Here is a 23,529-nt window from a genome sequence, read left to right as displayed (position 1 = left end):
CCGGCACCCCGTCACAGGTTGCCCAGCGCCCGCTCCACCTCGATCTCGATCACCACGCGCGCCGGATTGGGCGACGGCACCCGGTCGTACCGCTCGGCGTACCGCTTCTCCGCCTCCGCCACCCGGTCGGCCTGCGTCCGCACCCGCGCCCGGCCCTCCAGCGTGGCCCAGCGCCGGCCGTCCACCTGGCACACCGCGACCCGGGCGCCCTCGGCCCCCGCCGCGCGCACGTGCCGTACCTTCGCGCTGGTCCCGTTGGTGATCACCCTGGCCAGCCCGGCCGCCGCGTCGTACGTCACCCCCACCGGGACCACGTGCGGACTGCCGTCGGGCCGGAGCGTCGTCAGCGTGCACAGATGGCGTTCGCGCCAGAAGGCCAGGTACTGCTCGGAGTGGTTCACCATGCCCGCAACCTAGCCGCCCGCCCCCCTTTCCGCCCTACCGTCTCAGCCTTGAGCGGAATAGACTCAACTTTGTGTACGCTGGCTAAGTCAGCAGTGGAAGAGTGCGGCCGAGGAGGAGAACGGACGACGTGGACGCCGAGCTGACCAACAGGAGCCGGGACGCGATCAACGCGGCCAGCAGCCGGGCCGTGACCGAGGGGCACCCGGACCTCACCCCCGCTCACCTGCTGCTGGCTCTGCTCCAGGGGCAGGACAACGAGAACATCACCGACCTGCTCGCGGCCGTCGAGGCCGACCAGGCCGCCGTGCGTGCGGGCGCCGAGAAGATCCTGGCCGCGCTGCCCAGCGTGACCGGGTCCACCGTCGCGCCCCCGCAGCCCAACCGCGAGCTGCTGGCCGTGATCGCCGACGCCGGCGAGCGCGCCAGGGAACTGGGCGACGAGTACCTGTCGACCGAGCATCTGCTCATCGGCATCGCCGCGAAGGGCGGCCGGGCCGGTGAGCTGCTCGCACAGCAGGGCGCCGACGCCAAGAAGCTGCTGGAGGCCTTCAAGAAGGCCAGGGGAGGACGCCGCGTGACCACCGCCGACCCGGAGGGCCAGTACAAGGCCCTGGAGAAGTTCGGCACCGACTTCACCGCCGCCGCCCGCGAGGGCCGGCTCGACCCGGTCATCGGGCGCGACCAGGAGATCCGGCGGGTCGTGCAGGTGCTGAGCCGCCGGACGAAGAACAACCCCGTCCTCATCGGCGAGCCCGGCGTCGGCAAGACCGCCGTGGTGGAGGGGCTGGCCCAGCGGATCGTCAAGGGCGACGTGCCCTCCTCGCTGAAGGACAAGCGGCTGGTCGCGCTCGACCTCGGCGCGATGGTCGCCGGCGCCAAGTACCGCGGCGAGTTCGAGGAGCGGCTGAAGGCCGTCCTCGCCGAGATCAAGGACTCCGACGGGCAGATCATCACCTTCATCGACGAGCTGCACACCGTCGTCGGCGCGGGCGCCGGCGGCGACTCCGCCATGGACGCGGGCAACATGCTCAAGCCGATGCTGGCCCGCGGCGAGCTGCGCATGGTCGGCGCCACCACGCTGGACGAGTACCGCGAGCGGATCGAGAAGGACCCCGCCCTGGAGCGCCGCTTCCAGCAGGTGCTGGTCGCCGAGCCCACCGTGGAGGACACCATCGCGATCCTGCGCGGCCTGAAGGGCCGGTACGAGGCGCACCACAAGGTGCAGATCGCCGACAGCGCGCTGGTGGCGGCGGCCACCCTCTCCGACCGCTACATCACCTCCCGCTTCCTGCCCGACAAGGCCATCGACCTCGTCGACGAGGCTGCCTCACGGCTGCGCATGGAGATCGACTCCTCCCCGGTCGAGATCGACGAACTCCAGCGCGCCGTCGACCGGCTGAAGATGGAGGAGCTGGCGATCGCCAAGGAGACCGACCCGGCCTCCGTGGCCCGCCTGGAGAAGCTGCGCCGCGACCTCGCCGACAGGGAGGAGGAGCTGCGGCACCTCACCGCCCGCTGGGAGAAGGAGAAGCAGTCCCTCAACCGGGTCGGCGAGCTGAAGGAGAAGCTGGACGACCTGCGCGTCCAGGCCGAACGCGCCCAGCGCGACGGCGACTTCGACACCGCCGCCAAGCTGCTCTACGGCGAGATCCCGGGCCTGGAGAAGGAACTGGAGGCCGCCTCCGAGGCCGAGGAGGAGGTCGCCAGGGACACCATGGTCAAGGAGGAGGTCGGCTCCGACGACATCGCCGACGTCGTCGCCGCCTGGACCGGCATCCCGGCCGGCCGCCTGCTGGAGGGCGAGACGCAGAAGCTGCTGCGCATGGAGGAGGAGATCGGCAAGCGGCTCATCGGCCAGAGCGAGGCCGTACGGGCGGTCTCGGACGCCGTACGGCGCTCGCGGGCCGGCATCGCCGACCCCGACCGGCCCACCGGATCCTTCCTGTTCCTCGGGCCCACCGGCGTCGGCAAGACCGAACTCGCCAAGGCGCTCGCCGACTTCCTCTTCGACGACGAGCGGGCCATGGTCCGCATCGACATGTCGGAGTACAGCGAGAAGCACAGCGTGTCCCGGCTGGTCGGCGCGCCCCCCGGGTACGTCGGCTACGAGGAGGGCGGCCAGCTCACCGAGGCGGTCCGCCGCCGCCCGTACTCCGTCATCCTGCTGGACGAGGTGGAGAAGGCCCACCCGGAGGTCTTCGACATCCTGCTCCAGGTGCTGGACGACGGACGCCTGACGGACGGTCAGGGCCGCACGGTCGACTTCCGCAACACCATCCTGGTGCTCACCTCCAACCTGGGCAGCCAGTTCCTGGTCGACCCGCTCAGGAGCGAGGAGGAGAAGCGGGAGCAGGTCCTGGAGGTGGTCCGGGCCTCCTTCAAGCCGGAGTTCCTCAACCGCCTGGACGACCTGGTGGTCTTCTCGGCCCTGACCAGGCCCGAGCTGGAGCGGATCGCCCAGCTGCAGATCGAGCGCCTGGGCAGGCGGCTGGCCGAACGCCGGCTCACCCTGGACGTCACGCCCGAGGCGCTGGCCTGGCTCGCCGAGGAGGGCCTGGACCCGGCCTACGGCGCCCGCCCGCTGCGCCGCCTCGTCCAGAGCGCCATCGGCGACCGCCTCGCCAAGGAGATCCTCGCCGGCGACGTCAAGGACGGCGACACGGTGCGCGTCGACCGCTTCGGCGACGGCCTGCTGGTCGGACCGCCGACCGGGAAGACGCTGTGACGCTCACACGGTGAACGCCGAGAAACGTACGAGGGCCTGCCGAGGGCCCTCGTACGTCACGTCGATCTGCACCGCGTTCGCACCGATGCCGGGCGGCGCCGTGACCTCGCTGTCCATGTCCACGCAGAAGTCCGCCCCGCCGCCGACGCAGAAGCCGGTGTCCGGGTCGGGCGCCCGCGGGTAGGTGCGCCGCAGCCACGACCACAGCTCGGCCCGGGGCACGCGGAACTCGGCCTCGTAGTCGGTGTCCAGCCACGTCCGGACCGTGCACCTGCCCTCGAACGCCCCGTCCGGGAGCCTCGCCCCGCCGAAAGCCAGCGCCTCGGCGCACGGCACCTTCTCCGGGGCCCCGCCCAGCGGGTAGTCCGAGGTCGCGAACCGCACCGCCATCACCGCCAGCCCGGCCAGGATCAGTCCGGGCAGCGCCAGGATCGCCGCGACGGTTCCCCACCTGGTACGACCCCGTTCCGCCACCCGTGCCCCCACCTGCGCCCCCGCCCCTGTCACGGCCCACCGCCCCATCGGCCGGAATCATGTCAGCCAAAGGCGGACAGGGGGGCGTCGGGGCTTGCCTCCCCCCTCCCCGCATGGGGGAGGATGGCGGAATCCGCATGAAGGGAAGTACACGGTGACCATCGACCCGTCCTCGATTCCGAACTTCGGGGGCCAGCCCGAACCGCAGCCCCAAGGACCGGCGGGCCCCGTCGTCCCGGATCAGGATCTTGTGAAGCAGCTCCTCGACCAGATGGAGCTGAAGTACGTAGTCGACGAGGAGGGTGACCTCGCGGCGCCGTGGGAGCAGTTCCGCACCTACTTCATGTTCCGCGGAGAGGCCGAGCAGGCCGTCTTCTCGGTGCGGACGTTCTACGACCGCCCCCACAAGATCGACGAGAAGCCGCAGCTGCTGGAGTCCGTCGACGACTGGAACCGCCGCACCCTGTGGCCCAAGGTGTACACCCACACCCATGACGACGGCACCGTCCGGCTGATCGGCGAGGCCCAGATGCTGATCGGCACGGGCGTCGACATCAACCACTTCGTCTCCTCGACCGTCAGCTGGGTGCGGGCCGCCATCGAGTTCGACCGCTGGCTCGTCGAGCAGCTCGGCCTGGAGCAGGAGGTCAACGAGGCGGACCAGCCCGAGAACCCCGAGGACGACGCCGAGTAGCGCGCGCGTCCCCGTCTACAGTGGCTTGTGCGCGTACACCACCAGGTACGCGCCGTAGGCATAGCTGAGCCCGGCCAGGGCCGCGACCAGCACGGTCGCGTGCCAGGGCCGGGCTCGCGCCGTTCGCGCCAGGCTCCGCGCCGGCGGCAGCAGCAGCGGGAACGCCGGCAGCAGGAACCGCGGCTTGCACTCGAAGAAGCCCGACCCGCCGAGCACGACCAGCAGCAGCACCCCGCTGAACACCAGCAGCGGCAGCGGGGCGCGGTCCAGCACCAGCAGGGCGTACAGCACCGTGGCCGCCGCGACCAGGACCAGCGCCATCGGGAACACGAACCGGCTGCCGTGCAGCAGCATCGAGCGCAGGAACAGCAGCGTGCCGTGCCCGAAGTCGAACGTCGACCCCCACAGCCGCTGCACCTCGAAGTAGCCCCCGAACAGGTCCCCCCTGCGCCGGCCGACCCACAGCACGTACGCCGTCCAGCCCAGCGGGGCGAGCGCCGCGCCCGTCCACAGCCTGGGGGAAACCCTTCCGCGCCGCCGCCACAGCTCGGCCCCGGCCGCGGCCACCACCGCGACGGCGACCGCGAACCCGTTCGGCCTCGCCAGCCCGGCGCCCGCCGCGAGCGCGCCCGCCCACAGCCAGTTCCCGGCCAGCACCGCGTACAGCGACCAGGCCGCGAACGCGGTCAGCACCGGCTCGGTGTACGCCATCGACAGCACCACCGCGTGCGGCAGCAGCCCCCACAGCAGCACCAGCGCGACACCGGTGGCCGGCCCGTGCAGCCGCGTGCCGACCGCGTGGATCCCGGCGGCGGCCACGGCGGCCCCGGCCCACGAGATCAGCAGCCCGGCCGCGCCCCCGCCGAGGGGGGTCAGCGCGGTCACCGCCCGCAGCAGCGCCGGGTACAGCGGGAAGAACGCGAGGTCGCTGTGCGGGCCCGGCTCGTGGGAGGGCAGGTCGTGCCCGTAGCCGTGGGCGGCGATGCCCAGGTACCACACCGAGTCCCAGGACCGCGCGAGCAGCCGCAGCGGATCCCGGCCGGCGACATGCGCGACGAGCGCCAGCACGGCCGCACCGGTGAGCCGCACCCCGAGGAAGAGGCCCACGGCGACACCGCCCGCACGCAGCAACGACGGCCCGGTACGGTCCCCCCGCACCGGCTTCGGAGCGGCCCGGGACGGGGCGGGGGCCGGGACACGGGTCGGACTGGCGTGGGTCGGACTGGCGTGGGTCACATCTGAGCACCATGCGCGAGAAGACGGCACGTCCGCACGGTGCAGCGCCGGTGTGGCGCTTGGGGTCACCCGTCTGCGGGGCCGCATGCGGACACGGTCCCGCGCCTCTACGGGGTGCTCACAGCGCCCGGAGCCGTTCGGCCGCCTCCCGCAGCACGTCCTCCCTCTTGCAGAACGCGAAGCGCACGTACGGCGCCCCCGCCTCCCGGTCGTCGTAGAACACGGCGTTGGGAATGGCGACCACACCCGCGCGTTCCGGCAGGGCCCGGCAGAAGGCGAAGCCGTCCTTCTCACCGAGGGGCCGGATGTCGGTGGTGATGAAGTAGGTGCCGGACGGCACGAAGACCTCGAACCCCGCCTCCGCCAGCCCCTGCGCCAGGATGTCCCGCCGGACCAGCATGGACCGGCGGAACTCCTCGAAGTAGGAGTCGGGCAGAGCGAGGGCCTCGGCCACCGCGTACTGGAAGGGGCCGGAGGAGACGTACGTCAGGAACTGCTTCACCGAGCGCACCGCGGTCACCAGCTCCGGCGCGGACGTCACCCACCCCACCTTCCAGCCCGTGAAGGAGAACGTCTTGCCGGCCGAGCCGATCGTCACCGTGCGGTCGCGCATGCCGGGGAAGGAGGCGAGGGGCAGGTGTTCGGCGTCGTCGAAGACCAGGTGTTCGTAGACCTCGTCCGTGACCACCAGCAGGTCCCGCTCGACCGCCAGCTCGGCGATCGCGGCCAGCTCGGGGCGGGTGAGGACCGTGCCCGTCGGGTTGTGCGGGGTGTTGATCAGCAGCAGCCGGGTGCGGTCGGTGACGGCGGCGCGCAGCTCGTCCAGGTCCAGGCGGAAGGAGCCCTCGTGCGGGCGCAGGGTGACCGGCACGCGCGTGCCGCCCGCCATCGCGATGCTCGCCGCGTAGGAGTCGTAGTACGGCTCCAGGGCGACGACCTCGTCACCCGGCTCCACCAGCGCCAGCAGCGCCGCCGCGATCGCCTCCGTGGCGCCCGCCGTGACCAGCACCTCGGTGTCGGGGTCGTAGCTCAGCCCGTACCGGCGCTGTTGGTGCGCGGCGATCGCGGTGCGCAGCTCCGGGATGCCCGGGCCCGGCGGGTACTGGTTGCCGCGGCCCTCGCGCAGCGCCCGCACCGCCGCCTCCCGCACCTCCTCGGGTCCGTCGGTGTCGGGGAAGCCCTGGCCGAGGTTGATCGACCCGGTCGACAGGGCGAGCGCGGACATCTCGGCGAAGATCGTCGTACCGAACTCGGCCAGCCGGCGGTTCAGGTGAGGGCGTGCGCTGGAGGTCATGCCGGCCATCCTGCGCCCAAGCTCTGGAGTTCCTCAACTCTGCTTTGCGCCCCGAGGCGGCCGGGCATCCCCCGGGCACGGCGGTCCACGGGGGGCCGCTTCGGGGGAACGGAAGGAGGGTGACGCCATGGTTGCGGGCATCATCTTCATCCTGGTCGTGGTGGCGATCGTGGGGTGCACGGCGCTGGCGGGCGGGTCGCGGAGCCGGCGACGCGCGGTGCCGCCGGGGAAGGGCGGCAGCCGTCCGTCCCGGTCCCGGACGTACCGCTCGGCGTCCTCGTCGGGGGCGGCCGGGGGCGGCGCCAGCTGGTGGGCCGGTGACTCGGGGTCGTCCTCGGGGAGCCACGGGGGACACCACGGCGGCCACCACTCCTGCGGGGGCGGCCACTCGTGCGGGGGCGGGCACGGCTGCGGAGGGGGTGGCGGATGCGGGGGAGGCGGCGGCTGCGGCGGCGGATGCGGGGGAGGCGGCTGATGCGGGGCAGGCGCGCTGCTCTTTCGGGCGCCCGCCGGTGACGACGGCCGGTGGGCGCCGGACCGTGTGAGGCGTTCGGTGCTTGCGTGACCTGGGGCCGGACCTCGCCGTTGTGTTCAGCGTGCCCGGCGCTTGCGGGTCGTTCCGCGCGCCAGGCGTGCGCCGTGGTTGAACAGTTGAACTGTGGAGTCCCCTGAGGGATGGAAACCCCACGAAGTTGGGTAAAAACGCTGTGGGGGTGCCTCTGTTCATGATTCCCTCTAAATCGCCAACGCAGCCCCCGGATTGTCCCTGAGACTGCCCACTCCGGCGGAGCCGGCTGGGCTGACGTGGCCGATCTCCCCCTCATCGCGTGTTAGCGGAGCCGACCCATGCTCACGACCCTGAACACCTCCTACACCGATACGCGCGCCGCCGACCTAGCCTGGGCCCTGGGACGCGAACCGCTGCCGGCCCTGGCCACCCTCGACCTGGAACTGACCGATGCGAAGCTCCAGTTGAGACTGCTCGGCGCGTCCCACCAGGTACTGCTGGACCAGGAGCGCGGCAACTGCTCGGAGACGGTCGCGTGCATCCCCGGCTCCAGCACCCCCCTGCCGCTCGGCGTGGCCAAGCGGGTCGGCGACTGGGAGTACGAGTTCGCGGCGCGCGTCGAGGTGCTCACGCCCGGCTCCTTCGCGGGCCGCGCCCAGGAGTTGCTGGCGCTCGTCTCCGACCACCCGCACGGCCTCGTCGGCGTCTTCCCCGGCAGCCCGCACGCCTTCACCGCGATGCTGGCCCAGCGCCACGAGGGCCAGGTGCACTGGCGTACCTGGCACGCCTACCCGCAGGACGGGCAGCTGGTGGCCACCCGGACCCGGGTCGGGGTGCGGGTGCCGGTGGGCAGCGCCGGTTGACCCAAGATCGATGACATAAACCCACGGGGGCTCAACTGGCCCCAGATCCACACGTGTGGGTGACGAAGCGTCCCGAGCCCGTGACGTAACGTCGCAGGGTGATCGAACCGCACGCCCCCGCGCCCCCGGGCGCCCCGCCCCCCTGGGCGGGTCCGGCCCTGCTGCCCGTCCGGCCCGGCACCGGGCGGTTCCTGGTCCTCGTGTGCGTCTTCGTCTGCGCGGCCTGCGGACTCGTGTACGAACTCGAACTCGTCGCGTTCGCCTCGTACTTGATCGGCGACTCGGTCACCCAGGCCTCCGTCGTGCTCTCCGTGATGGTGTTCGCGATGGGTATCGGTTCCCTCGCCGCCAAACGGCTGCGCTGGCACGCCGCCGCCGGCTTCGGCGCGATCGAGACCGCGCTCGCCCTGGTCGGCGGGTGCAGCGCGATGGTGCTGTACGCCGTCTTCGCCTGGACCGGCGGCTGGGGCGGGCTGTGGGCCGAGGGCCCGCGCTGCCTGCTGGTCGCCTTCTCCCTCGCCATCGGCCTGCTCATCGGGGCCGAGGTCCCGCTGCTGATGGAGCTGATCCAGCGCATCCGCCGGCAGGACGCGGGCGGCGCGGTGGCCGACCTGTTCGCGGCGGACTACGTCGGCGCGCTGGTCGGCGGTCTCGCCTTTCCCTTCCTTCTCCTGCCGTTCCTCGGCCAGTTGACCGGCGCGCTGCTCACCGGCACGGTCAACGTCGTCGCCGGCGGCGCCCTGGTCCTCGGCCTGTTCCGCCGCGACCTGACCCGGCGGGCCCGCTGGACCCTGCTCCTCGTCGGCCTCACCGTCCTCGGCGTCCTCGCCTCCGCCGCCGCCCTCGCCGGCGACTTCGAACGCGCCGCCCGGCGCGCCGTGTACGGCACGGACGTCCGGGTCGCCGAACAGACCGACGGCCAGGAGGTCGTCCTGACCGGCGGCAGCGGCGGCGCGCCCCTCGACCTCTTCCTGGACGGCCGGCTGCGCGTCGGCGGCCGCGACGAACGCCGGTACGCCGAGGCCCTCGTGCACCCCGTGCTGTCCGGCGGCCCGCACGCGCGCGTGCTGATCCTGGGTGGCGGCGACGGCCTGGCCGCCCGCGAGGCGCTGCGCCACGGCGGGGTGCGCCGCGTCGACGTCGTCGAACTCGACCCCGGCCTGATCCGCCTGGCCCGCCACGACCCCGGCCTCACCGCCGCCAACGGCCACGTCTACGACGACCCCCGCGTACGCACCGTCACGGCCGACGCCCTCGGCTGGCTGCGCGGGGCGCCCGCGGCGGCGTACGACGTCGTGATCGCCGACCTCCCCGACCCGGGCATCACCGCCAGCACCAAGCTGTACTCCGAGGAGTTCTACGGCCTGGCCCGCCGCGTCCTCGCCCCCGGCGGCCGGCTCGTCGTCCACGCCGGGTCCGTCACCACCCGCCCCCGCGTCTTCTGGACGGTCGCCGCGACCCTGCGCGCCGCCGGCTTCGCCGGCTGCCCCTACCGCGTCGTCGGCCACGACTTTGGCTTCCCGGCCGGCCCCGACCGCTCGGCGGCCGCGTCCGGCGCCCCGCACGACTGGGGCTTCCTGCTGGCCCGGCCCGGCACCACCCCACCGCCGCTCCGCCTGACCCCCGGCCGGCTGCGCACACTCACCCCGGCGGCGCTGACAGCGGACGCCGGAGCAGCGGAACGCACCCGCATCGAGGGCCTGCCGGCGTCGACCCTCGTCCATCCCCGGTACTGAGGAGCCGGTCCGGTACCGAGGAGCCCGTCAGGTGGGGGTACTTTCCGGGGACACCTGGGTAGGCTCAGCGGACATGGAGCACCAGGTCTTCGTCCCGGTCCCGCCCGCCCAGCTCGGCGTCGCGCTCGCCGACCCGGTGCGCGTCGCCCGCGCGCTGCCCGGCCTGCAACAGGACGCCGGCGCCGAACCCGTCGCCGGGCGCCTGAAGCTCCGCGTCGGCGGACACTCCGTCACCTACCGGGGTACGGCACGGGTGGTGGCCCGCGACGACGGCACGTACGCCGTCGAGGCCGACGCCACCGAGGCCCGCGGCACCGGCGCCGTGAAGCTCGCCCTCACCCTGCGCCTCGCGGACACCGAGGGCGGTACGACGGTCACGGCCGAGGGCACGGCGGACGCGGACGGCCGTATCGCGGAACTCCCGCCGGACACGGTGCACGCGGCGGCGACCCGCCTGCTGAACCGTTTCCTGGAGAACCTGGCGACGGCACCGGAGCCGGAAGCGGCGCCGGAGCCCGAAGAGGAGCACACGCCCGAAGAGGAGCACACGTCCGTCTTCGACACCGAGGTCCCCCCGCCGTCCCTGGATGCCGCCGCCGACGAGGACGTGGCCGCCGGCACCCCGGCCGGCGGCCTGTCCGAGGACTTCGCCGACACCGGCGAGCCGCCCGCCGAGGCCGCGCACGCCCGCCGCACGATGATCGGCCGCAGCGCGGAGGAGGTCGACCACGCACCCCCGCGGGGCCGCTACGCCCCGGTGCCGGCCCCCCAGACGGTGACGGCGAGCTCGGCCCTGCGCTGGGCGGCGCCCGCGGCGGCACTGGCGGTGGCGTCGGCGATCGTCGTGACCCGGGCCCTGCGCAAACGCCGCTGAGCGCAAGCGCCCCCTAAGGCGCTGCGGCCCGCAGCCGCAACCGGGGCCGGTTCCCCCAGTAGTGTCGTCCCGTGAGCAACGAAGACATCACGCTGACCGCAGGCGAAGCGGAAGTACGTGTCAGCCCCGCGGGCGGCGGCCGCGTCGGCAGCCTCCGGATCGGCTCCCTGGAACTGCTGAGGCAAGGGCCCCGCTACGGCTGCTTCCCGATGGTGCCCTGGTGCGGCCGTATCCGCGAGGGCCGTTTCCTGGACGGCGGCGCCGTCCGCCAGATGCCGCTCAACTCCCCGCCCCACGCCATCCACGGCACCGCCCGCGACGGCGCCTGGCGCACCGCGCGCGTCGCGGAGAACGAGGCGGTGCTCACGTACGACCTGGTCGAGCCCTGGCCGCACCCCGGCCGCGTCACCCAGGTCGTCACGCTCGCCGAGGACAGCCTGACCCTGACCATGTCGGTGGAGGCGCGCGACGACTCCTTCCCGGCGCAGATCGGCTGGCACCCCTGGTTCAACCGGAACCTGGGCGGCGAGGACGTGGCCCTCGACTTCAAGCCCGCCTGGCAGGAGGAGCGCGGCGAGGACCATCTGCCCACCGGCAACCGGATCGACCCCGCGCCCGGCCCCTGGGACGACTGCTTCGGCATGCCCGGCGGCGTCGACGTCAGCCTCACCTGGCCGGGGCAGCTGGAGCTGAAGGTGACCAGCCGGGAGGAGTGGGTGGTGGTCTACGACGAGCAGGCCGAGGCCGTCTGCGTGGAGCCGCAGACCGGCCCGCCCAACGGCCTGAACACCGCCCCGCGCCTGGTCACGCCCCTGGAGCCGCTGGAGGCGAGCACCGCCTGGAGCTGGCGGCGCCTTTAAGCTGGTCGGCATGACGGACGTACGCGGCGCGCTGCTGCAGCAGATCAAGGACAAGGCCGTGGTGCACGGCAAGGTGACCCTCTCCTCGGGTCTGGAGGCCGACTACTACGTCGACCTGCGCCGCATCACCCTCGACGGCGAGGCCGCCCCGCTGGTCGGCCAGGTGCTCCTGGACCTGACCGCGGACCTGGAGTTCGACGCGGTCGGCGGCCTGACCATGGGCGCCGACCCGGTGGCCGCGGCCATGCTGCACGCCGCCGCCGCGCGCGGGAAGAGGCTCGACGCGTTCGTGGTACGCAAGGCCGCGAAGGCGCACGGGCTGCAGCGGCGGGTCGAGGGCCCGGAGATCAGGGGCCGCCGGGTCCTGGTCGTCGAGGACACCTCCACCACCGGCGGCTCGCCGCTCACCGCCGTGGAGGCCGTGCGGGAGGCCGGCGCCGAGGTCGTCGCCGTCGCGACCATCGTGGACCGGGCCACCGGCGCCGCGGAGAAGATCGAGGCCGGTGCGGGCGTTCCGTACCGTTTCGCCTTCTCGAAGGATGAACTGGGTCTGGACTGACGACGCGGAGTGACCTGGACTTGTCCGGCGCATGGACCAGCGGTCCATGTCTGGAAAGATGGGGACGACGACGGCGTCGAAACCCTCAGGTCTAGGTCAGGGCCGTAACGCACAACCCCAACCCGCAACACAAGGAGCGGACAGATGCCCATCGCAACCCCCGAGGTCTACAACGAGATGCTCGACCGGGCGAAGGCAGGCAAGTTCGCCTACCCGGCCATCAACGTCACCTCGAGCCAGACCCTGAACGCGGCGCTGCGCGGCTTCGCGGAGGCGGAGAGCGACGGCATCGTCCAGATCTCTACCGGCGGTGCCGAGTTCCTCGGCGGCCAGTACAGCAAGGACATGGTCACCGGCGCGGTCGCGCTCGCCGAGTACGCGCACATCCTCGCCGAGAAGTACCCGGTCAACATCGCGCTGCACACCGACCACTGCCCGAAGGACAAGCTCGACGGGTACGTGCGTCCGCTGCTCGCGCTCTCCGAGGAGCGCGTGAAGGCCGGCCGGAACCCGCTGTTCCAGTCCCACATGTGGGACGGCTCCGCCGAGACCCTCGCCGACAACCTGGCCATCGCGCAGGAGCTGCTGGAGCAGGCCCGCCGGGCGAACATCATCCTCGAGGTGGAGATCACCCCGACCGGCGGCGAGGAGGACGGCGTCTCCCACGAGATCAACGACTCCCTCTACACCACGGTCGACGACGCGATCCGCACCGCCGAGGCCCTGGGCCTGGGCGAGAAGGGCCGCTACCTGCTGGCCGCGTCCTTCGGCAACGTCCACGGCGTGTACAAGCCGGGCAACGTCGTCCTGCGCCCCGAGCTGCTGAAGGAGCTGAACGAGGGCGTCGCCGCCAAGTTCGGCAAGGCCTCCCCGTTCGACTTCGTCTTCCACGGCGGCTCCGGCTCCAGCGAGCAGGAGATCCTCACCGCGCTCGACAACGGCGTGGTGAAGATGAACATCGACACCGACACCCAGTACGCCTTCACCCGTCCGGTCGCCGCGCACATGTTCCAGAACTACGACGGCGTCCTGAAGGTCGACGGCGAGGTCGGCAACAAGAAGGCCTACGACCCGCGCACCTGGGGCAAGCTGGCCGAGGCGAGCATGGCCGCCCGCGTCGTCCAGGCCACGCAGCACCTGCGCTCGGCGGGCAACAAGATCAAGTAAGCGGTACGTCCGTTCCGCACCGGGCCCGGCGGCTGTCCTCGGTCGCCGGGCCGCTGTATACCTGGGACGTGCCCGATGTCCGGCTGGCCTCTTCCCAGGGCAAGTGGATCCTGCTCACCACGGTCCTCGGCTCCAGCATGGCGCTGCTGGACTCGACCGTCGTCAACGTGGCGCTGCCGCGCATCGGCGACGACCTCGGCGCGAGCCTCGCCGCGCTGCAGTGGACGGTCAACGCGTACATGGTCACGCTGGCCGGTCTGATCCTGCTCGGCGGCTCGCTCGGGGATCACTACGGCCGCCGGAAGATCTTCGTGCTGGGCGTGATCTGGTTCGCGGCGGGGTCCCTGCTGTGCGGCCTGGCGCCGAATGCGGGGATCCTCATCGCCGCGCGGGCGTTGCAGGGCGTCGGCGGCGCCCTGCTGACCCCCGGCTCCCTGGCGATCATCCAGGCGTCCTTCCACCCCGACGACCGCAGCCGGGCCGTGGGCCTGTGGTCCGGGTTCGGCGGGATCGGGGCCGCGGTCGGCCCGTTCCTCGGCGGCTGGCTGGTCGCCGGGCCCGGCTGGCGCTGGGTGTTCCTGCTGAACGTGCCGCTGGCGCTGCTGTGCGTACCGGTGGCGCTGCGGCACGTCCCGGAGTCGGCGGACGGCGGCAGGCACGCCCGCTTCGACGTGCTCGGCGCCGCGCTGGGCGCGCTGGCCCTGGCGTTGCTGACATACGCGCTGATCGAGGCGAGGGCGGGCGCACTGACGGTGGCCCTGACGGCGGCGGCGGGCCTGGCGGCCGCGGTGGCCTTCGTGCTGGTCGAACGGCGCCGCCCGGACCCGATGCTCCCTCTGGGCGTCTTCGCCTCACGCCAGTTCAGCGCGGTCAACCTGGTCACCCTGTGCGTGTACGCGGCGTTCGGCGGCTTCTTCTTCCTCACCGCGCTCCAGCTCCAGGTCGTGGCGGGCTACTCCCCGCTCAAGGCCGGTACGGCCCTGCTGCCGACGACGGCCCTGATGCTGCTCCTCTCCTCCCGCTCCGGCGCCCTGGCCGACCGGACGGGACCGCGCCTGCCCCTGACGGTCGGCCCGCTGCTGTGCGCGGCCGCGATGCTGCTGATGCTGCGGGTGGGCAAGGGCGCGTCCTATCCCGCCGACGTGCTCCCGGCCGTCCTCGTCATGGGCGCCGGCATGGTGACCCTCGTCGCGCCGCTGACCGCCACGGTCCTCGCCTCGGTGGACGCCTCCCGGGCGGGCCTGGCCAGCGGCGTCAACAACGCGGCGGCGCGCGCGGCGGGCCTGGTCGCGGTGGCCGCCCTGCCCCTGCTGGCCGGGATGGGCCCGGACGCGTACCGGGTCCCGTCCGCCTTCGACGCGGCCTTCCGGCGGGCCATGCCGATCTGCGCCGGGGTGCTCGTGGCCGGCTCCCTGCTGGCCTTCGCCCTGGTGCGCCGCCCACCGCCGGGCTGCCGCCGCCCGGACTGCCGCACGCACGGCAACGTGACGGCGCCGCCTCTGGAGGGAGAGCGCCGGGGGCAGCCGTCGTAGCGACCGGGACCGGCCCGGGGGCCGGCACCCCGCGCCTGTCACCCGCGTACGCCAGACTGGACCCATGACCATCCACGAAAACTTTCTCGGCGGCCCGCCCCCCACCCACCTCCCCGACGACCCCGAGCCCCGCGAGCAGCTCGCCGCCGGCGCCGCCCCCGCGGACGTCGCCGCCAAGTACCCCACATCCTCCCTCGCCTGGGCCCAGCTGGCCGACGATGCGTTCGAGCGCGGCGCGGTCGTGGAGTCGTACGCCTACGCCCGTACCGGCTACCACCGCGGCCTGGACGCCCTGCGCCGCAGCGGCTGGAAGGGCCACGGTCCCGTGCCCTGGGAGCACGAGCCCAACCGCGGCTTCCTGCGCGCCCTGCATGCCCTCGCCCGCGCCGCGCAGGCGATCGGCGAGCAGGAGGAGTACGAGCGCTGCACCCAGTTCCTGAAGGACTCCTCCCCGACGGCGGCCCAGACCCTGGGCTAGCCCCACGTGCCGGTGTGGCCCGTCTGGCACAGGCGGGCCTTGCCGTATCCGGGGTCCATTGCGGAGGATGCCGGTGGGGACCGGGGCCCCCGTGCCGGCATCGGCAGGGGCGGACCGCTACCCGGAGCTACAACAGGAGACAGCGATGTCCCAACCGGCTCAGCAGTCCACACAGACTCAGGAGCCCGAGACTCCGCATCTCGATTTCGCCGGCACGACGCCTTACGAGGACTACGTCAGGGCGGACGTGCTCACCCACCTCCAGCACACCCTCTCCGACGATCCCGGAGAGATGGTCTTCCTGGTCACGACCCAGGTGATGGAGCTGTGGTTCACCGTCATCGTCCACGAGTGGGAGACCGCGGCGGCCGCCCTGCGCGGTGACGACGTACCGGCCGCGATCGCCGCGCTGAAGCGTTCCGTACGGGAACTGGAGGCGCTCAACGCCTCCTGGACACCGCTCGGCCAGCTCACCCCGGCGCAGTTCAACTCCTACCGGTCCGCCCTCGGCGAGGGCTCCGGCTTCCAGTCGGCGATGTACCGGCGCATGGAGTTCCTGCTCGGCGAGAAGTCCGCGTCCATGCTGGTCCCGCACCGCGGCGCCCCCCGCGCCCACGCGGAACTTCAGAAGGCGCTGCACGAGCCGAGCTTGTACGACGAGGCGCTGCGGCTGCTGGCCCGGTGCGGCCACGCCATCCCCGGGTCCGTCCTGCACCGGGACGTCTCGCAGCGCTACGAGCCCTCCGACCAGGTCGAGCGGGCCTGGGCGGCGGTCTACGCCGGTGACCAGGACGCCGAACTCGTCCGCCTCGGCGAGGCGCTGACCGACGTGGCCGAACTGGTGTGGCGCTGGCGCAACGACCACCTGGTGGCCACCCGCCGCGCGATGGGCGCCAAGCCCGGCACCGGCGGCTCGGCCGGCGTCGCCTGGCTGGAGAAGCGCGCCCGCAAGAACGTCTTCCCGGAGCTGTGGACGGCGAGGTCCCATGTCTGAACTGTCCGAACCGGCCCTGGAAGCGGAGAAGCTGGACGCGGCGGACGAACTCGCCCCGCTCCGCGACCGCTTCGTCCTCGACGACGTGGTCTACCTCGACGGCAACTCCCTCGGCGCGCTCCCCGCGAACGTCCCCGACCGGGTGGCCGACGTGGTCCGCCGCCAGTGGGGCGAGCTGCGCATCCGCTCCTGGGAGGACAGCGGCTGGTGGACCGCGCCCGAGCGGATCGGCGACCGGATCGCCCCGCTGGTCGGCGCGGCGGCCGGGCAGATCGTCGTCGGCGACTCCACAAGCGTCAACGTCTTCAAGGCACTTGTGGCCGCCGTACGGATGGCGGGCGAGGACCGCACCGAGATCCTGGTGGACGCCACGACGTTCCCCACGGACGGCTACATCGCCGAGTCCGCGGCCCGCCTGACCGGCCGCACCCTGCGCGCGGTGACCCCGGCCGAGGTGCCGGAGGCGCTGAGCGGCCGTACGGCGGCGGTGCTGCTCAACCACGTCGACTACCGCACCGGCCGGCTGCACGACCTGCCCGGCATGACCGCCGCGATCCACGCCGCCGGCGCCCTCGCGGTCTGGGACCTGTGCCACAGCGCGGGCGCGTTGCCGGTCGGCCTGGACGAGCACGGCGTCGACCTGGCGGTCGGCTGCACCTACAAGTACCTGAACGGCGGCCCGGGTTCACCGGCGTACCTGTACGTCCGCCGGGACCTGCAGCCCCGCTTCGACTCGCCGCTGCCCGGCTGGAACTCGCACACCGACCCGTTCGGCATGAGCCCGTCGTACGCCCCTGCGCCGGGCGCGCTGCGCGGCCGGGTCGGCACCCCGGACATCCTGTCCATGCTGGCCCTGGAGGCGGCCCTGGACGTCTGGGACGGCGTGTCCGTCTTTGCCGTCCGCGCCAAGTCCCTCGCGCTGACGGACTTCTTCCTGCGCTGCGTACGGGCGTACACCGAGCCGGGGCGCGTGGAGTGCGTGACCCCGGAACGCCACGAGGAGCGCGGCAGCCAGGTCGCGCTGCGCTGCGACGACGCGGGCGAGGTGATGAAACGCCTGATCGACCGGGGTGTCGTGGGCGACTTCCGGCATCCCGACGTCCTCCGTTTCGGCTTCACCCCGCTGTACGTCGGCTTCGCCGACACGGAGCGGGCGGCCCGCATCCTGGGGGAGGAACTGGCGTAGGGAGCGGGGCCTGAGGGTGCGGGGCCGCGCGGGAACCGCACCCTCAGGCCCCGTACCGGACCGTTTGTCCCTCACCGTGCGTGACATCCCCGTGTCCGCGCACGTCACCGGCCTGATACCGTCCCGCCCAACGGCGAACTGGTGACCAGACGCCCAACGGGTCCCATCGCCAACCACGTTCCATCGCTGAGAGGTTGGAGCATGCCGGACGACGCCGCAGCAGCCCGCGCCGCCGCCGAAGAGGAATCGGCCTTCTCGCACCCCCCGGTCGACCCCGACGCCAGCTCCGCTTACGGCAGCCACCCCGACCAGGTGATCGACTTCTACGCGCCCCGCACCGCCGCGGACTCCCCGGCACCGCTGGTGGTGGTCCTGCACGGCGGCGCCTGGCGCGCCCGCTACGACCGGCGGCACCTCACCCCCTTCGCGGACTTTCTGGCCCGCAGGGGGTTCGCGGTGGCCAACGTCGAGTACCGGCGCGGCGGCGAACCGCTGATCCCCGGGCAGAACGCGGGGACGGAAGCGGGGAGCGTCCCCCCGCCGGCCGGCCGCTGGCCCGACACCTTCGACGACGTCGCCGCCGCCCTGGACGCGCTGCCCGCCCTGGCCCGCGAGGCGCTCCCGCAGGCGGACCCGCGCCGCACGGTGCTGACGGGCCACTCGGCCGGCGGCCACCTGGCCCTGTGGGCCGCCGCCCGCCATCTCCTGCCCGCGGACGCCCCCTGGCGCACCGACCGGCCGGTCCCGCTGCGCGGTGTCGTCGCCCTCGCCCCGATCGCGGACTTCGAGGTGGCGGAGAAGCTGGAGGTGTGCGGTCACGCGAGCCTGCAACTCCTCGGCGGCCACGACACGTTCGCCGAACGCCGCCCGTACGCCGACCCCGTCCTGCTCCTCCCGACGGGCATCGCGACGACGCTGGTCCAGGGGCGCGCGGACCTGGAGGTGCCGCAGACGGTGGCCGAGTCCTATGTGGACGCGGCGGCGAAGGCCGGTGAGATGGTGGGCCTGACCCTCCTGGAGGACGTCGGCCACTTCCCCCTGATCGACCCGGCGGCGGACGCGTGCGCGGTCGTGGCGGAGGAGATCGCCCAACTGGCGTGGTAGGCGATCCGTAGTACTGGCTTGGCCCGTAGTACCTGAGAGGGACCCGTGAGAACCCCTCTGCAAGGGGACGACCGCGACCCCGGCCGCCGCCTACCGTTTTCCACGTGACCGAGACGACGCACACGCAGACGACACCGCGGGGCGCGGCCGGCAGGCCGCGCAGCCCGGAGTACCGGCTGGCCGCGGACGCGCTGAGCGGGCTGCGCCAGGACCTGTTCCACGAGGCCTTCGCCTACCGCCCGCTGCCCCGGCTCGGCGCCGACAGCCCCTTCGTGCGCCGCCGGTCCGGCCGTATGCAGGAGTACGCGACCTGGGCGCCGCACGCGGTGGTCGTCGTCCTCGGCCTGGTGGCGGCGCTGATCGGTCTGACGCGCGGGGGCGACTCCGGGGTGCCGTCCCTGCTGTGCGGGCTGCTGGCCCTGGCGCCGGTGCTGCTCACCCTGGTGCGTCCGGCCGGAGCCTTCTGGCTGTCCCTCGCCGCCTCCACGGTCACGGCGGTCTTCAGCGAGCAGGAGTGGGTCGGCCGGCCGTGGCCGCCGAGCAGCTTCGTCTCCCACCTGGTGGTGCTCACGGTCGTCGCGGTACGCACCCGCCCGCGCACGGCGGCCTGGATGTGGGTGCTGACCGGTGTGTACGGCTCCTTCGCCGCGAGCGTGCTCGGCCCCTGGCACGGTGACACCGATGTGGCCCAGATGCTGGTCCTGTCGGCGGTGCTCCTGCTGGTGGTCACCGTCCGGCACATACGCCGGGAGGCGGCGCAGGAGGTGACCGCGCAGCAGACGGTCACCGCGCACGAACGCTCCCGGCGCACCCTCCTGGAGGAGCGCACGACGATCGCCCGCGAACTGCACGACGTGGTCGCCCACCACATGTCGGTGGTCGCCATCCAGGCGGAGGCGGCGCCCTACCGGGTGGAGAATCCGCCGGAGGAGCTGGAGAAGGCGTTCGCCACGATCCGGGAGAACGCGGTGGCGGCCCTGACCGAGCTGCGCCGGGTCCTCGGCGTCGTCCGCGCCGAGGACTACGAGGCGCCGGACGCCCCGCAGCCGACCCTGGCCGACCTGGACGGACTGCTCGCCAACGTGCGGGAGGCCGGGCTGACGGTGGAGAAGGCGGTGACGGGCGCGGTGCGCGAACTGCCGCAGGGGGTGGAGCTGTCGGCGTACCGGATCGTGCAGGAGGCCCTCAGCAACACCCTGCGCCATGCGCCGGGGGCGAGCGCCCGCGTGGAGATCGGCTACGTCCTCGGCGGGCTGGGCCTGCGCGTGGTCAACACCCCGCCGCCGGCCCCGCGGCTGGTCAAACCGTCGCCCGGCGCCGGACACGGCATCACGGGCATGCGGGAGCGGGTCTCCATGCTGGACGGCGAGATGACGGCGGGCCCGTCGCCGGACGGGGGCTATGAGGTGACGGTGTTCCTGCCGGTGCCGGCGGCCACCGTGAGCGAAGGGGACGCATGACCATCCGCGTACTGATCGCGGACGACCAGATGATGGTCCGCGAGGGCTTCTCGGTCCTGCTGAACGCGATGCCGGACATCGAGGTCGTCGGCGAGGCCGTCAACGGAAGGGAGGCGGTGGAGCGGGTCCGTGAACTAGCCCCGGACGTCGTGCTGATGGACATCCGCATGCCCGAGCTGAACGGCATCGAGGCCACCCGGGAGATCGTGGCGGCGGACGCGGCGGCGAAGGTGCTGGTCCTGACCACCTTCGACCTGGACGAGTACGTGTACCAGGCCCTGCGGGCGGGCGCCTCCGGCTTCCTCCTCAAGGACGCCTCGGCCCGCCAACTGGCCGACGGCGTACGCGTGGTGGCCGCCGGCGAGGCCCTGCTCGCGCCCTCGGTCACCAGGCGCCTGATCACGGAGTTCTCCCGCCTCGCGGACCCCCCGCGCCCGATCCCGCCGGCGGCCCGAGCGGCCTACGGCGACCTCACGGAACGCGAGACGGAGGTCCTGGTCCTGATCGCCCAGGGCCTGTCCAACGCGGAGATCGCCGAACGCCTGGTGGTGGCCGAGTCGACGATCAAGACCCACGTCAGCCGCATCCTGGTCAAACTGGGCCTGAGAGACCGCACCCAGGCAGCGGTCTTCGCCTACGAGGCCCGCCTGGTGACACCTGGCTGACCACCGCGCCTGATGGAACCAGCCGGATGAGGGCAGCTGCCGGGGTGACATCAGCCCCTGGTCACACCCCATCCCGGCGCGTTAGCGTCCCGGCATGGCTGGCAGCTCCGACCTGACCTTCGATCCGTGGGACCCGGCGTTCGTCGCCGACCCGTATCCGGCCTACGCCGAGCTGCGGGCGCGCGGCAGAGTGCTGTACTTCGAGCCCACGAAGCAGTGGCTGGTGCCGCATCACGCGGACGTGTCGGCGCTGCTGCGGGACCGGCGCCTCGGCCGCACCTACCTGCACCGGTTCTCGCACGAGGAGTTCGGCCGGACCGCGCCCCCGCCGGAGCACGAGCCGTTCCACACGCTCAACGACCACGGGATGCTCGACCTGGAGCCGCCGGACCACACCCGGATCCGGCGGCTGGTGTCGAAGGCGTTCACGCCGCGCACGGTGGAGCGGCTGCGGCCGTACGTCCACGCCCTGGCGGACGAGCTGGTGGCGGCGCTCGTCCGCAAAGGCGGCGGCGATCTGCTGAGCGAGGTGGCCGAGCCGCTGCCGGTGGCGGTGATCGCCGAGATGCTCGGCATCCCCGAGGCGGACCGTGCCCTGCTGCGCCCCTGGTCGGCGGCCATCTGCGGGATGTACGAGCTGAACCCGTCACAGGAGACCGCCGCGAAGGCGGTGCGGGCGTCGGTGGAGTTCTCGGACTACCTGCGAGGGCTGATCGCCGCGCGCCGCAAGGAACCCGGTGAGGACCTCGTCTCCGGGCTGATCGCGGCGCACGACGAGGGCGACCGGCTCACCGAGCAGGAGATGATCTCCACGGCGGTGCTGCTGCTCAACGCGGGCCACGAGGCGACCGTCAACGCGACCGTGAACGGCTGGTGGGCCCTGTTCCGCAACCCCGACCAGCTCGCCGCCCTGCGCGCCGACCACTCCCTGGTGCCGTCGGCGGTCGAGGAGCTGATGCGCTACGACACCCCGCTCCAGCTCTTCGAACGCTGGGTGCTGGACGACATCGAGATCGACGGCACGACGATCCCCAGGGGCGCGGAGATCGCCATGCTCTTCGGTTCCGCCAACCACGACCCGGCCGTCTTCACCGACCCCGACCGCCTGGACCTCACCCGCGGGGACAACCCGCACATCTCCTTCAGCGCGGGCATCCACTACTGCATCGGCGCCCCGCTGGCCCGTATCGAACTCGCGGCCTCCATGACCGCCCTCCTCCGGCAGGCCCCGACCCTGGCCCTGGCGGCGGAACCACGGCGGAAGCCGAACTTCGTCATCAGGGGGCTGGAAGGGCTCAGCGTGGAGGTGCGCTGAGCAAGCATCGGACGGCTGCCGCCGGTGCGCTCAGGCCGTCAGGTCCCTGCGGCGCAGCCCCGCGAGGCCGGCCGCGACGAACAGCACGGCCAGACCCAGCAGGACCAGCACCGGCCCCCACTCCATCTGCCCGCCCGGCAGCTTCGGCAGATGCCCGAAAGGGGAGAGGCCCAGCACCGCCCGGGGCAGGTTCAGCGCCGGCCCGATCCAGCCGAGGAGCAGGGCCGCGCCGGCCACGCCCCAGGCCGCGACCGCTCCCCGGAGCAGCAGGCCGTACAGCAGGACGGCGACCGCGCCGATCACCCAGACGGCGGCCGGCCGAGACCCTGGACTTCTTCGCGTTCATCGAGCGGGACGTCGCCGCGATGACGGAACGCTGGCGCGCCTACCGGGACCGCACGTACCAGAGCTGAGCCCCGGCACCGAGACCTCACGCCACCGGCAGCACCAACCCCCACGCCCCCTGCGCCACCCGCCAGGTCCGGCGTCGTACCGGGCCCGAGACGCCCGCGTCCGCCCGGTAGCGGAAGTCCGCGCCGGTCACCGTCACCGTGCGGCCCCACGCCCGTACCGGCGTCGCCTCCGCGCCCACCGACAGCGGCCGTACCTCCACCTCCGCGAGGCCGCGCGCGCCCGGCATCACCGACACCGCCTCGACCGGCTGGCCCAGGTCCACCACCGTCTTGCCGTCGACCTCCACCCGGAGCCGGGAGGGGCCGGGGGAGGGGATGGCCGCGAGCCGGGGCGGGCGGGGGGCGAGGGTGCGGACCAGGGAGCGGTACCAGGGGCGGCAGTCGACCGAGACCGGCTGCGGCGCGGCGGCCCGCGCCACCGGCTCCGGTGGTATGCCCAGCCCGCTCAGCACGACTCCGTCGCTGTCATCGACGAGCAGGTCCAGGCGCCGCTCCGCGCCGTCCAGCACGGCCCGCGCCGCCGCCACCGTCCCGCCCGGCACCCCGAGCGACTCGGCCAGACGGGTGTCACCCACCGGGACCATCGACAGCGCGCATCCGGCCAGCTCCCGCGCCCGGTGCAGCAGGGTCACGGCCCGCACCAGCGCCCGGTCGTCGCCGACCACCACCGGTCGCCGGGACCCCCGCCGGCCCAGCGCGCGGGCGAATTCCTCCGGCCCGTCCGGCAGGCACACCTTCGTTGCCGCACCCGCGCTGAGCACGTCTTTCGCGATGCGTACGGACTCTCCGTCCGCCTGCCGTGCCGCCGGATCGATGATCACCAGCAGCTGTTCGGACGTCGCGAAAGTCGCCACCTCGGTCCTGCCTCGCTTCCTCGGGTAGCATCTTTGTGCAAGAGCCCCTTGCGCTATTGCGCCAGGGGCTTCGTCTATTCCGGGGCATCCGGTCCGACGGTTGGGCGACCACCGGCGACCAACGACGGTCGCT

The 23,529-nt window shown here is 73.1% G+C and carries 21 protein-coding genes and 1 pseudogene; 16 read left to right on the top strand and 6 right to left on the bottom strand.

Annotated features, from left to right (window positions below; genetic code table 11):
* Positions 1–11: 11 nt before the first annotated feature.
* On the bottom strand, positions 12–404 hold the full coding sequence (locus AB0950_RS28595; RefSeq protein ID WP_330338728.1) for a PPOX class F420-dependent oxidoreductase: 393 nt from the start codon (positions 402–404) through the stop codon (positions 12–14).
* A 128-nt stretch (positions 405–532) separates the two neighbouring features.
* Between AB0950_RS28595 and clpB the strand changes: the two genes are divergently transcribed.
* Entirely contained in the window at positions 533–3,130 is a 2,598-nt protein-coding gene (clpB, locus tag AB0950_RS28590; protein ID WP_360154365.1) for an ATP-dependent chaperone ClpB, read from the top strand.
* Between the two features lie 3 nt (positions 3,131–3,133).
* Here the strand turns inward: clpB and AB0950_RS28585 are convergent, their stop codons facing one another.
* Positions 3,134–3,604 (bottom strand): hypothetical protein, encoded by a 471-nt coding sequence (locus AB0950_RS28585; RefSeq protein WP_360154362.1) that lies wholly within the window; start codon positions 3,602–3,604, stop codon positions 3,134–3,136.
* 154 nt (positions 3,605–3,758) lie between these two features.
* Between AB0950_RS28585 and AB0950_RS28580 the strand changes: the two genes are divergently transcribed.
* Positions 3,759–4,298, top strand: coding sequence for a YbjN domain-containing protein (locus AB0950_RS28580; protein ID WP_360154359.1), 540 nt, complete (start codon positions 3,759–3,761; stop codon positions 4,296–4,298).
* A 15-nt stretch (positions 4,299–4,313) separates the two neighbouring features.
* Here AB0950_RS28580 and AB0950_RS28575 read toward each other — a convergent pair whose 3' ends face one another.
* Together AB0950_RS28575 and AB0950_RS28570 are read right to left on the bottom strand one after the other, a co-directional pair.
* Positions 4,314–5,456 carry a hypothetical protein gene (locus tag AB0950_RS28575; protein WP_366779717.1) on the bottom strand — a complete coding sequence of 381 codons (1,143 nt, stop codon included), beginning with the start codon at positions 5,454–5,456 and terminating at the stop codon, positions 4,314–4,316.
* A 196-nt stretch (positions 5,457–5,652) separates the two neighbouring features.
* Complete coding sequence (locus tag AB0950_RS28570) at positions 5,653–6,837, bottom strand: pyridoxal phosphate-dependent aminotransferase (RefSeq protein ID WP_366779698.1); 1,185 nt, start codon at positions 6,835–6,837, stop codon at positions 5,653–5,655.
* A gap of 837 nt (positions 6,838–7,674) precedes the next feature.
* Between AB0950_RS28570 and AB0950_RS28565 the strand changes: the two genes are divergently transcribed.
* The 14 genes from AB0950_RS28565 to AB0950_RS28500 all read left to right on the top strand — a co-directional run bounded on the left by AB0950_RS28565 (position 7,675) and on the right by AB0950_RS28500 (position 22,129).
* Positions 7,675–8,199: a DUF2617 family protein gene (locus AB0950_RS28565; RefSeq protein WP_360154353.1), complete on the top strand. Its 525-nt coding sequence runs from the start codon at positions 7,675–7,677 to the stop codon at positions 8,197–8,199.
* A gap of 98 nt (positions 8,200–8,297) precedes the next feature.
* Positions 8,298–9,935 carry a polyamine aminopropyltransferase gene (locus AB0950_RS28560; RefSeq protein ID WP_360154350.1) on the top strand — a complete coding sequence of 546 codons (1,638 nt, stop codon included), beginning with the start codon at positions 8,298–8,300 and terminating at the stop codon, positions 9,933–9,935.
* Between the two features lie 73 nt (positions 9,936–10,008).
* A complete protein-coding gene (locus AB0950_RS28555) occupies positions 10,009–10,809 on the top strand; it encodes an SRPBCC domain-containing protein (RefSeq protein WP_366779697.1) in 801 nt (266 codons plus the stop codon).
* Between the two features lie 71 nt (positions 10,810–10,880).
* On the top strand, positions 10,881–11,669 hold the full coding sequence (locus AB0950_RS28550; RefSeq protein ID WP_366779696.1) for an aldose 1-epimerase: 789 nt from the start codon (positions 10,881–10,883) through the stop codon (positions 11,667–11,669).
* A 10-nt stretch (positions 11,670–11,679) separates the two neighbouring features.
* Entirely contained in the window at positions 11,680–12,228 is a 549-nt protein-coding gene (pyrE, locus tag AB0950_RS28545) for an orotate phosphoribosyltransferase (protein ID WP_360154341.1), read from the top strand.
* 144 nt (positions 12,229–12,372) lie between these two features.
* On the top strand, positions 12,373–13,395 hold the full coding sequence (gene fbaA / locus AB0950_RS28540; RefSeq protein WP_360571781.1) for a class II fructose-bisphosphate aldolase: 1,023 nt from the start codon (positions 12,373–12,375) through the stop codon (positions 13,393–13,395).
* A 68-nt stretch (positions 13,396–13,463) separates the two neighbouring features.
* Complete coding sequence (locus tag AB0950_RS28535; protein ID WP_366779695.1) at positions 13,464–14,927, top strand: MFS transporter; 1,464 nt, start codon at positions 13,464–13,466, stop codon at positions 14,925–14,927.
* Between the two features lie 64 nt (positions 14,928–14,991).
* Positions 14,992–15,405 (top strand): DUF3151 domain-containing protein, encoded by a 414-nt coding sequence (locus AB0950_RS28530; protein WP_366779694.1) that lies wholly within the window; start codon positions 14,992–14,994, stop codon positions 15,403–15,405.
* Between the two features lie 145 nt (positions 15,406–15,550).
* Positions 15,551–16,399, top strand: a complete 849-nt coding sequence (locus tag AB0950_RS28525) for a tryptophan 2,3-dioxygenase family protein (protein ID WP_360154329.1) — start codon at positions 15,551–15,553, stop codon at positions 16,397–16,399.
* Complete coding sequence (gene kynU / locus AB0950_RS28520; RefSeq protein WP_366779693.1) at positions 16,392–17,585, top strand: kynureninase; 1,194 nt, start codon at positions 16,392–16,394, stop codon at positions 17,583–17,585. Before AB0950_RS28525 ends, kynU begins: the two co-directional genes overlap by 8 nt.
* A gap of 201 nt (positions 17,586–17,786) precedes the next feature.
* On the top strand, positions 17,787–18,689 hold the full coding sequence (locus AB0950_RS28515) for an alpha/beta hydrolase (RefSeq protein WP_360154323.1): 903 nt from the start codon (positions 17,787–17,789) through the stop codon (positions 18,687–18,689).
* A 104-nt stretch (positions 18,690–18,793) separates the two neighbouring features.
* A complete protein-coding gene (locus AB0950_RS28510) occupies positions 18,794–20,149 on the top strand; it encodes a histidine kinase (RefSeq protein WP_360154320.1) in 1,356 nt (451 codons plus the stop codon).
* Positions 20,146–20,814: a response regulator transcription factor gene (locus AB0950_RS28505; RefSeq protein ID WP_366779692.1), complete on the top strand. Its 669-nt coding sequence runs from the start codon at positions 20,146–20,148 to the stop codon at positions 20,812–20,814. The genes AB0950_RS28510 and AB0950_RS28505 overlap by 4 nt, the downstream gene beginning before the upstream one ends.
* 94 nt (positions 20,815–20,908) lie before the next feature.
* Positions 20,909–22,129: a cytochrome P450 gene (locus tag AB0950_RS28500; protein ID WP_366779691.1), complete on the top strand. Its 1,221-nt coding sequence runs from the start codon at positions 20,909–20,911 to the stop codon at positions 22,127–22,129.
* 30 nt (positions 22,130–22,159) lie between these two features.
* On the opposite strand, the pseudogene AB0950_RS28495 reads toward AB0950_RS28500, so the two are convergent.
* Positions 22,160–22,441 (bottom strand): annotated as a pseudogene (locus AB0950_RS28495) (ABC transporter permease); the annotation flags it as partial.
* Positions 22,442–22,559: 118 nt separating this feature from the next.
* A complete protein-coding gene (locus AB0950_RS28490) occupies positions 22,560–23,396 on the bottom strand; it encodes a diacylglycerol kinase (protein ID WP_360154311.1) in 837 nt (278 codons plus the stop codon).
* Between the last annotated feature and the right edge of the window lie 133 nt (positions 23,397–23,529).

It is taken from the genome of Streptomyces sp. NPDC007189, assembly GCF_040703635.1.
Lineage (GTDB): Bacteria > Actinomycetota > Actinomycetes > Streptomycetales > Streptomycetaceae > Streptomyces.
Note: the sequence above shows the minus strand (reverse complement) of the source record. Positions and strands in the feature narration are given on the sequence as shown.

What these genes read in the sequence shown, in the direction of transcription:
- AB0950_RS28595 (WP_330338728.1), bottom strand. Translation starts at nt 404, where the DNA reads ATGGTGAACCACTCCGAGCAGTACCTGGCCTTCTGGCGCGAACGCCAT.
- AB0950_RS28570 (WP_366779698.1), bottom strand. Translation starts at nt 6,837, where the DNA reads ATGGCCGGCATGACCTCCAGCGCACGCCCTCACCTGAACCGCCGGCTG.
- AB0950_RS28565 (WP_360154353.1), top strand. Translation starts at nt 7,675, where the DNA reads ATGCTCACGACCCTGAACACCTCCTACACCGATACGCGCGCCGCCGAC.
- AB0950_RS28555 (WP_366779697.1), top strand. Translation starts at nt 10,009, where the DNA reads ATGGAGCACCAGGTCTTCGTCCCGGTCCCGCCCGCCCAGCTCGGCGTC.
- pyrE (WP_360154341.1), top strand. Translation starts at nt 11,680, where the DNA reads ATGACGGACGTACGCGGCGCGCTGCTGCAGCAGATCAAGGACAAGGCC.
- fbaA (WP_360571781.1), top strand. Translation starts at nt 12,373, where the DNA reads ATGCCCATCGCAACCCCCGAGGTCTACAACGAGATGCTCGACCGGGCG.
- AB0950_RS28530 (WP_366779694.1), top strand. Translation starts at nt 14,992, where the DNA reads ATGACCATCCACGAAAACTTTCTCGGCGGCCCGCCCCCCACCCACCTC.
- AB0950_RS28525 (WP_360154329.1), top strand. Translation starts at nt 15,551, where the DNA reads ATGTCCCAACCGGCTCAGCAGTCCACACAGACTCAGGAGCCCGAGACT.
- kynU (WP_366779693.1), top strand. Translation starts at nt 16,392, where the DNA reads ATGTCTGAACTGTCCGAACCGGCCCTGGAAGCGGAGAAGCTGGACGCG.
- AB0950_RS28515 (WP_360154323.1), top strand. Translation starts at nt 17,787, where the DNA reads ATGCCGGACGACGCCGCAGCAGCCCGCGCCGCCGCCGAAGAGGAATCG.
- AB0950_RS28505 (WP_366779692.1), top strand. Translation starts at nt 20,146, where the DNA reads ATGACCATCCGCGTACTGATCGCGGACGACCAGATGATGGTCCGCGAG.
- AB0950_RS28500 (WP_366779691.1), top strand. Translation starts at nt 20,909, where the DNA reads ATGGCTGGCAGCTCCGACCTGACCTTCGATCCGTGGGACCCGGCGTTC.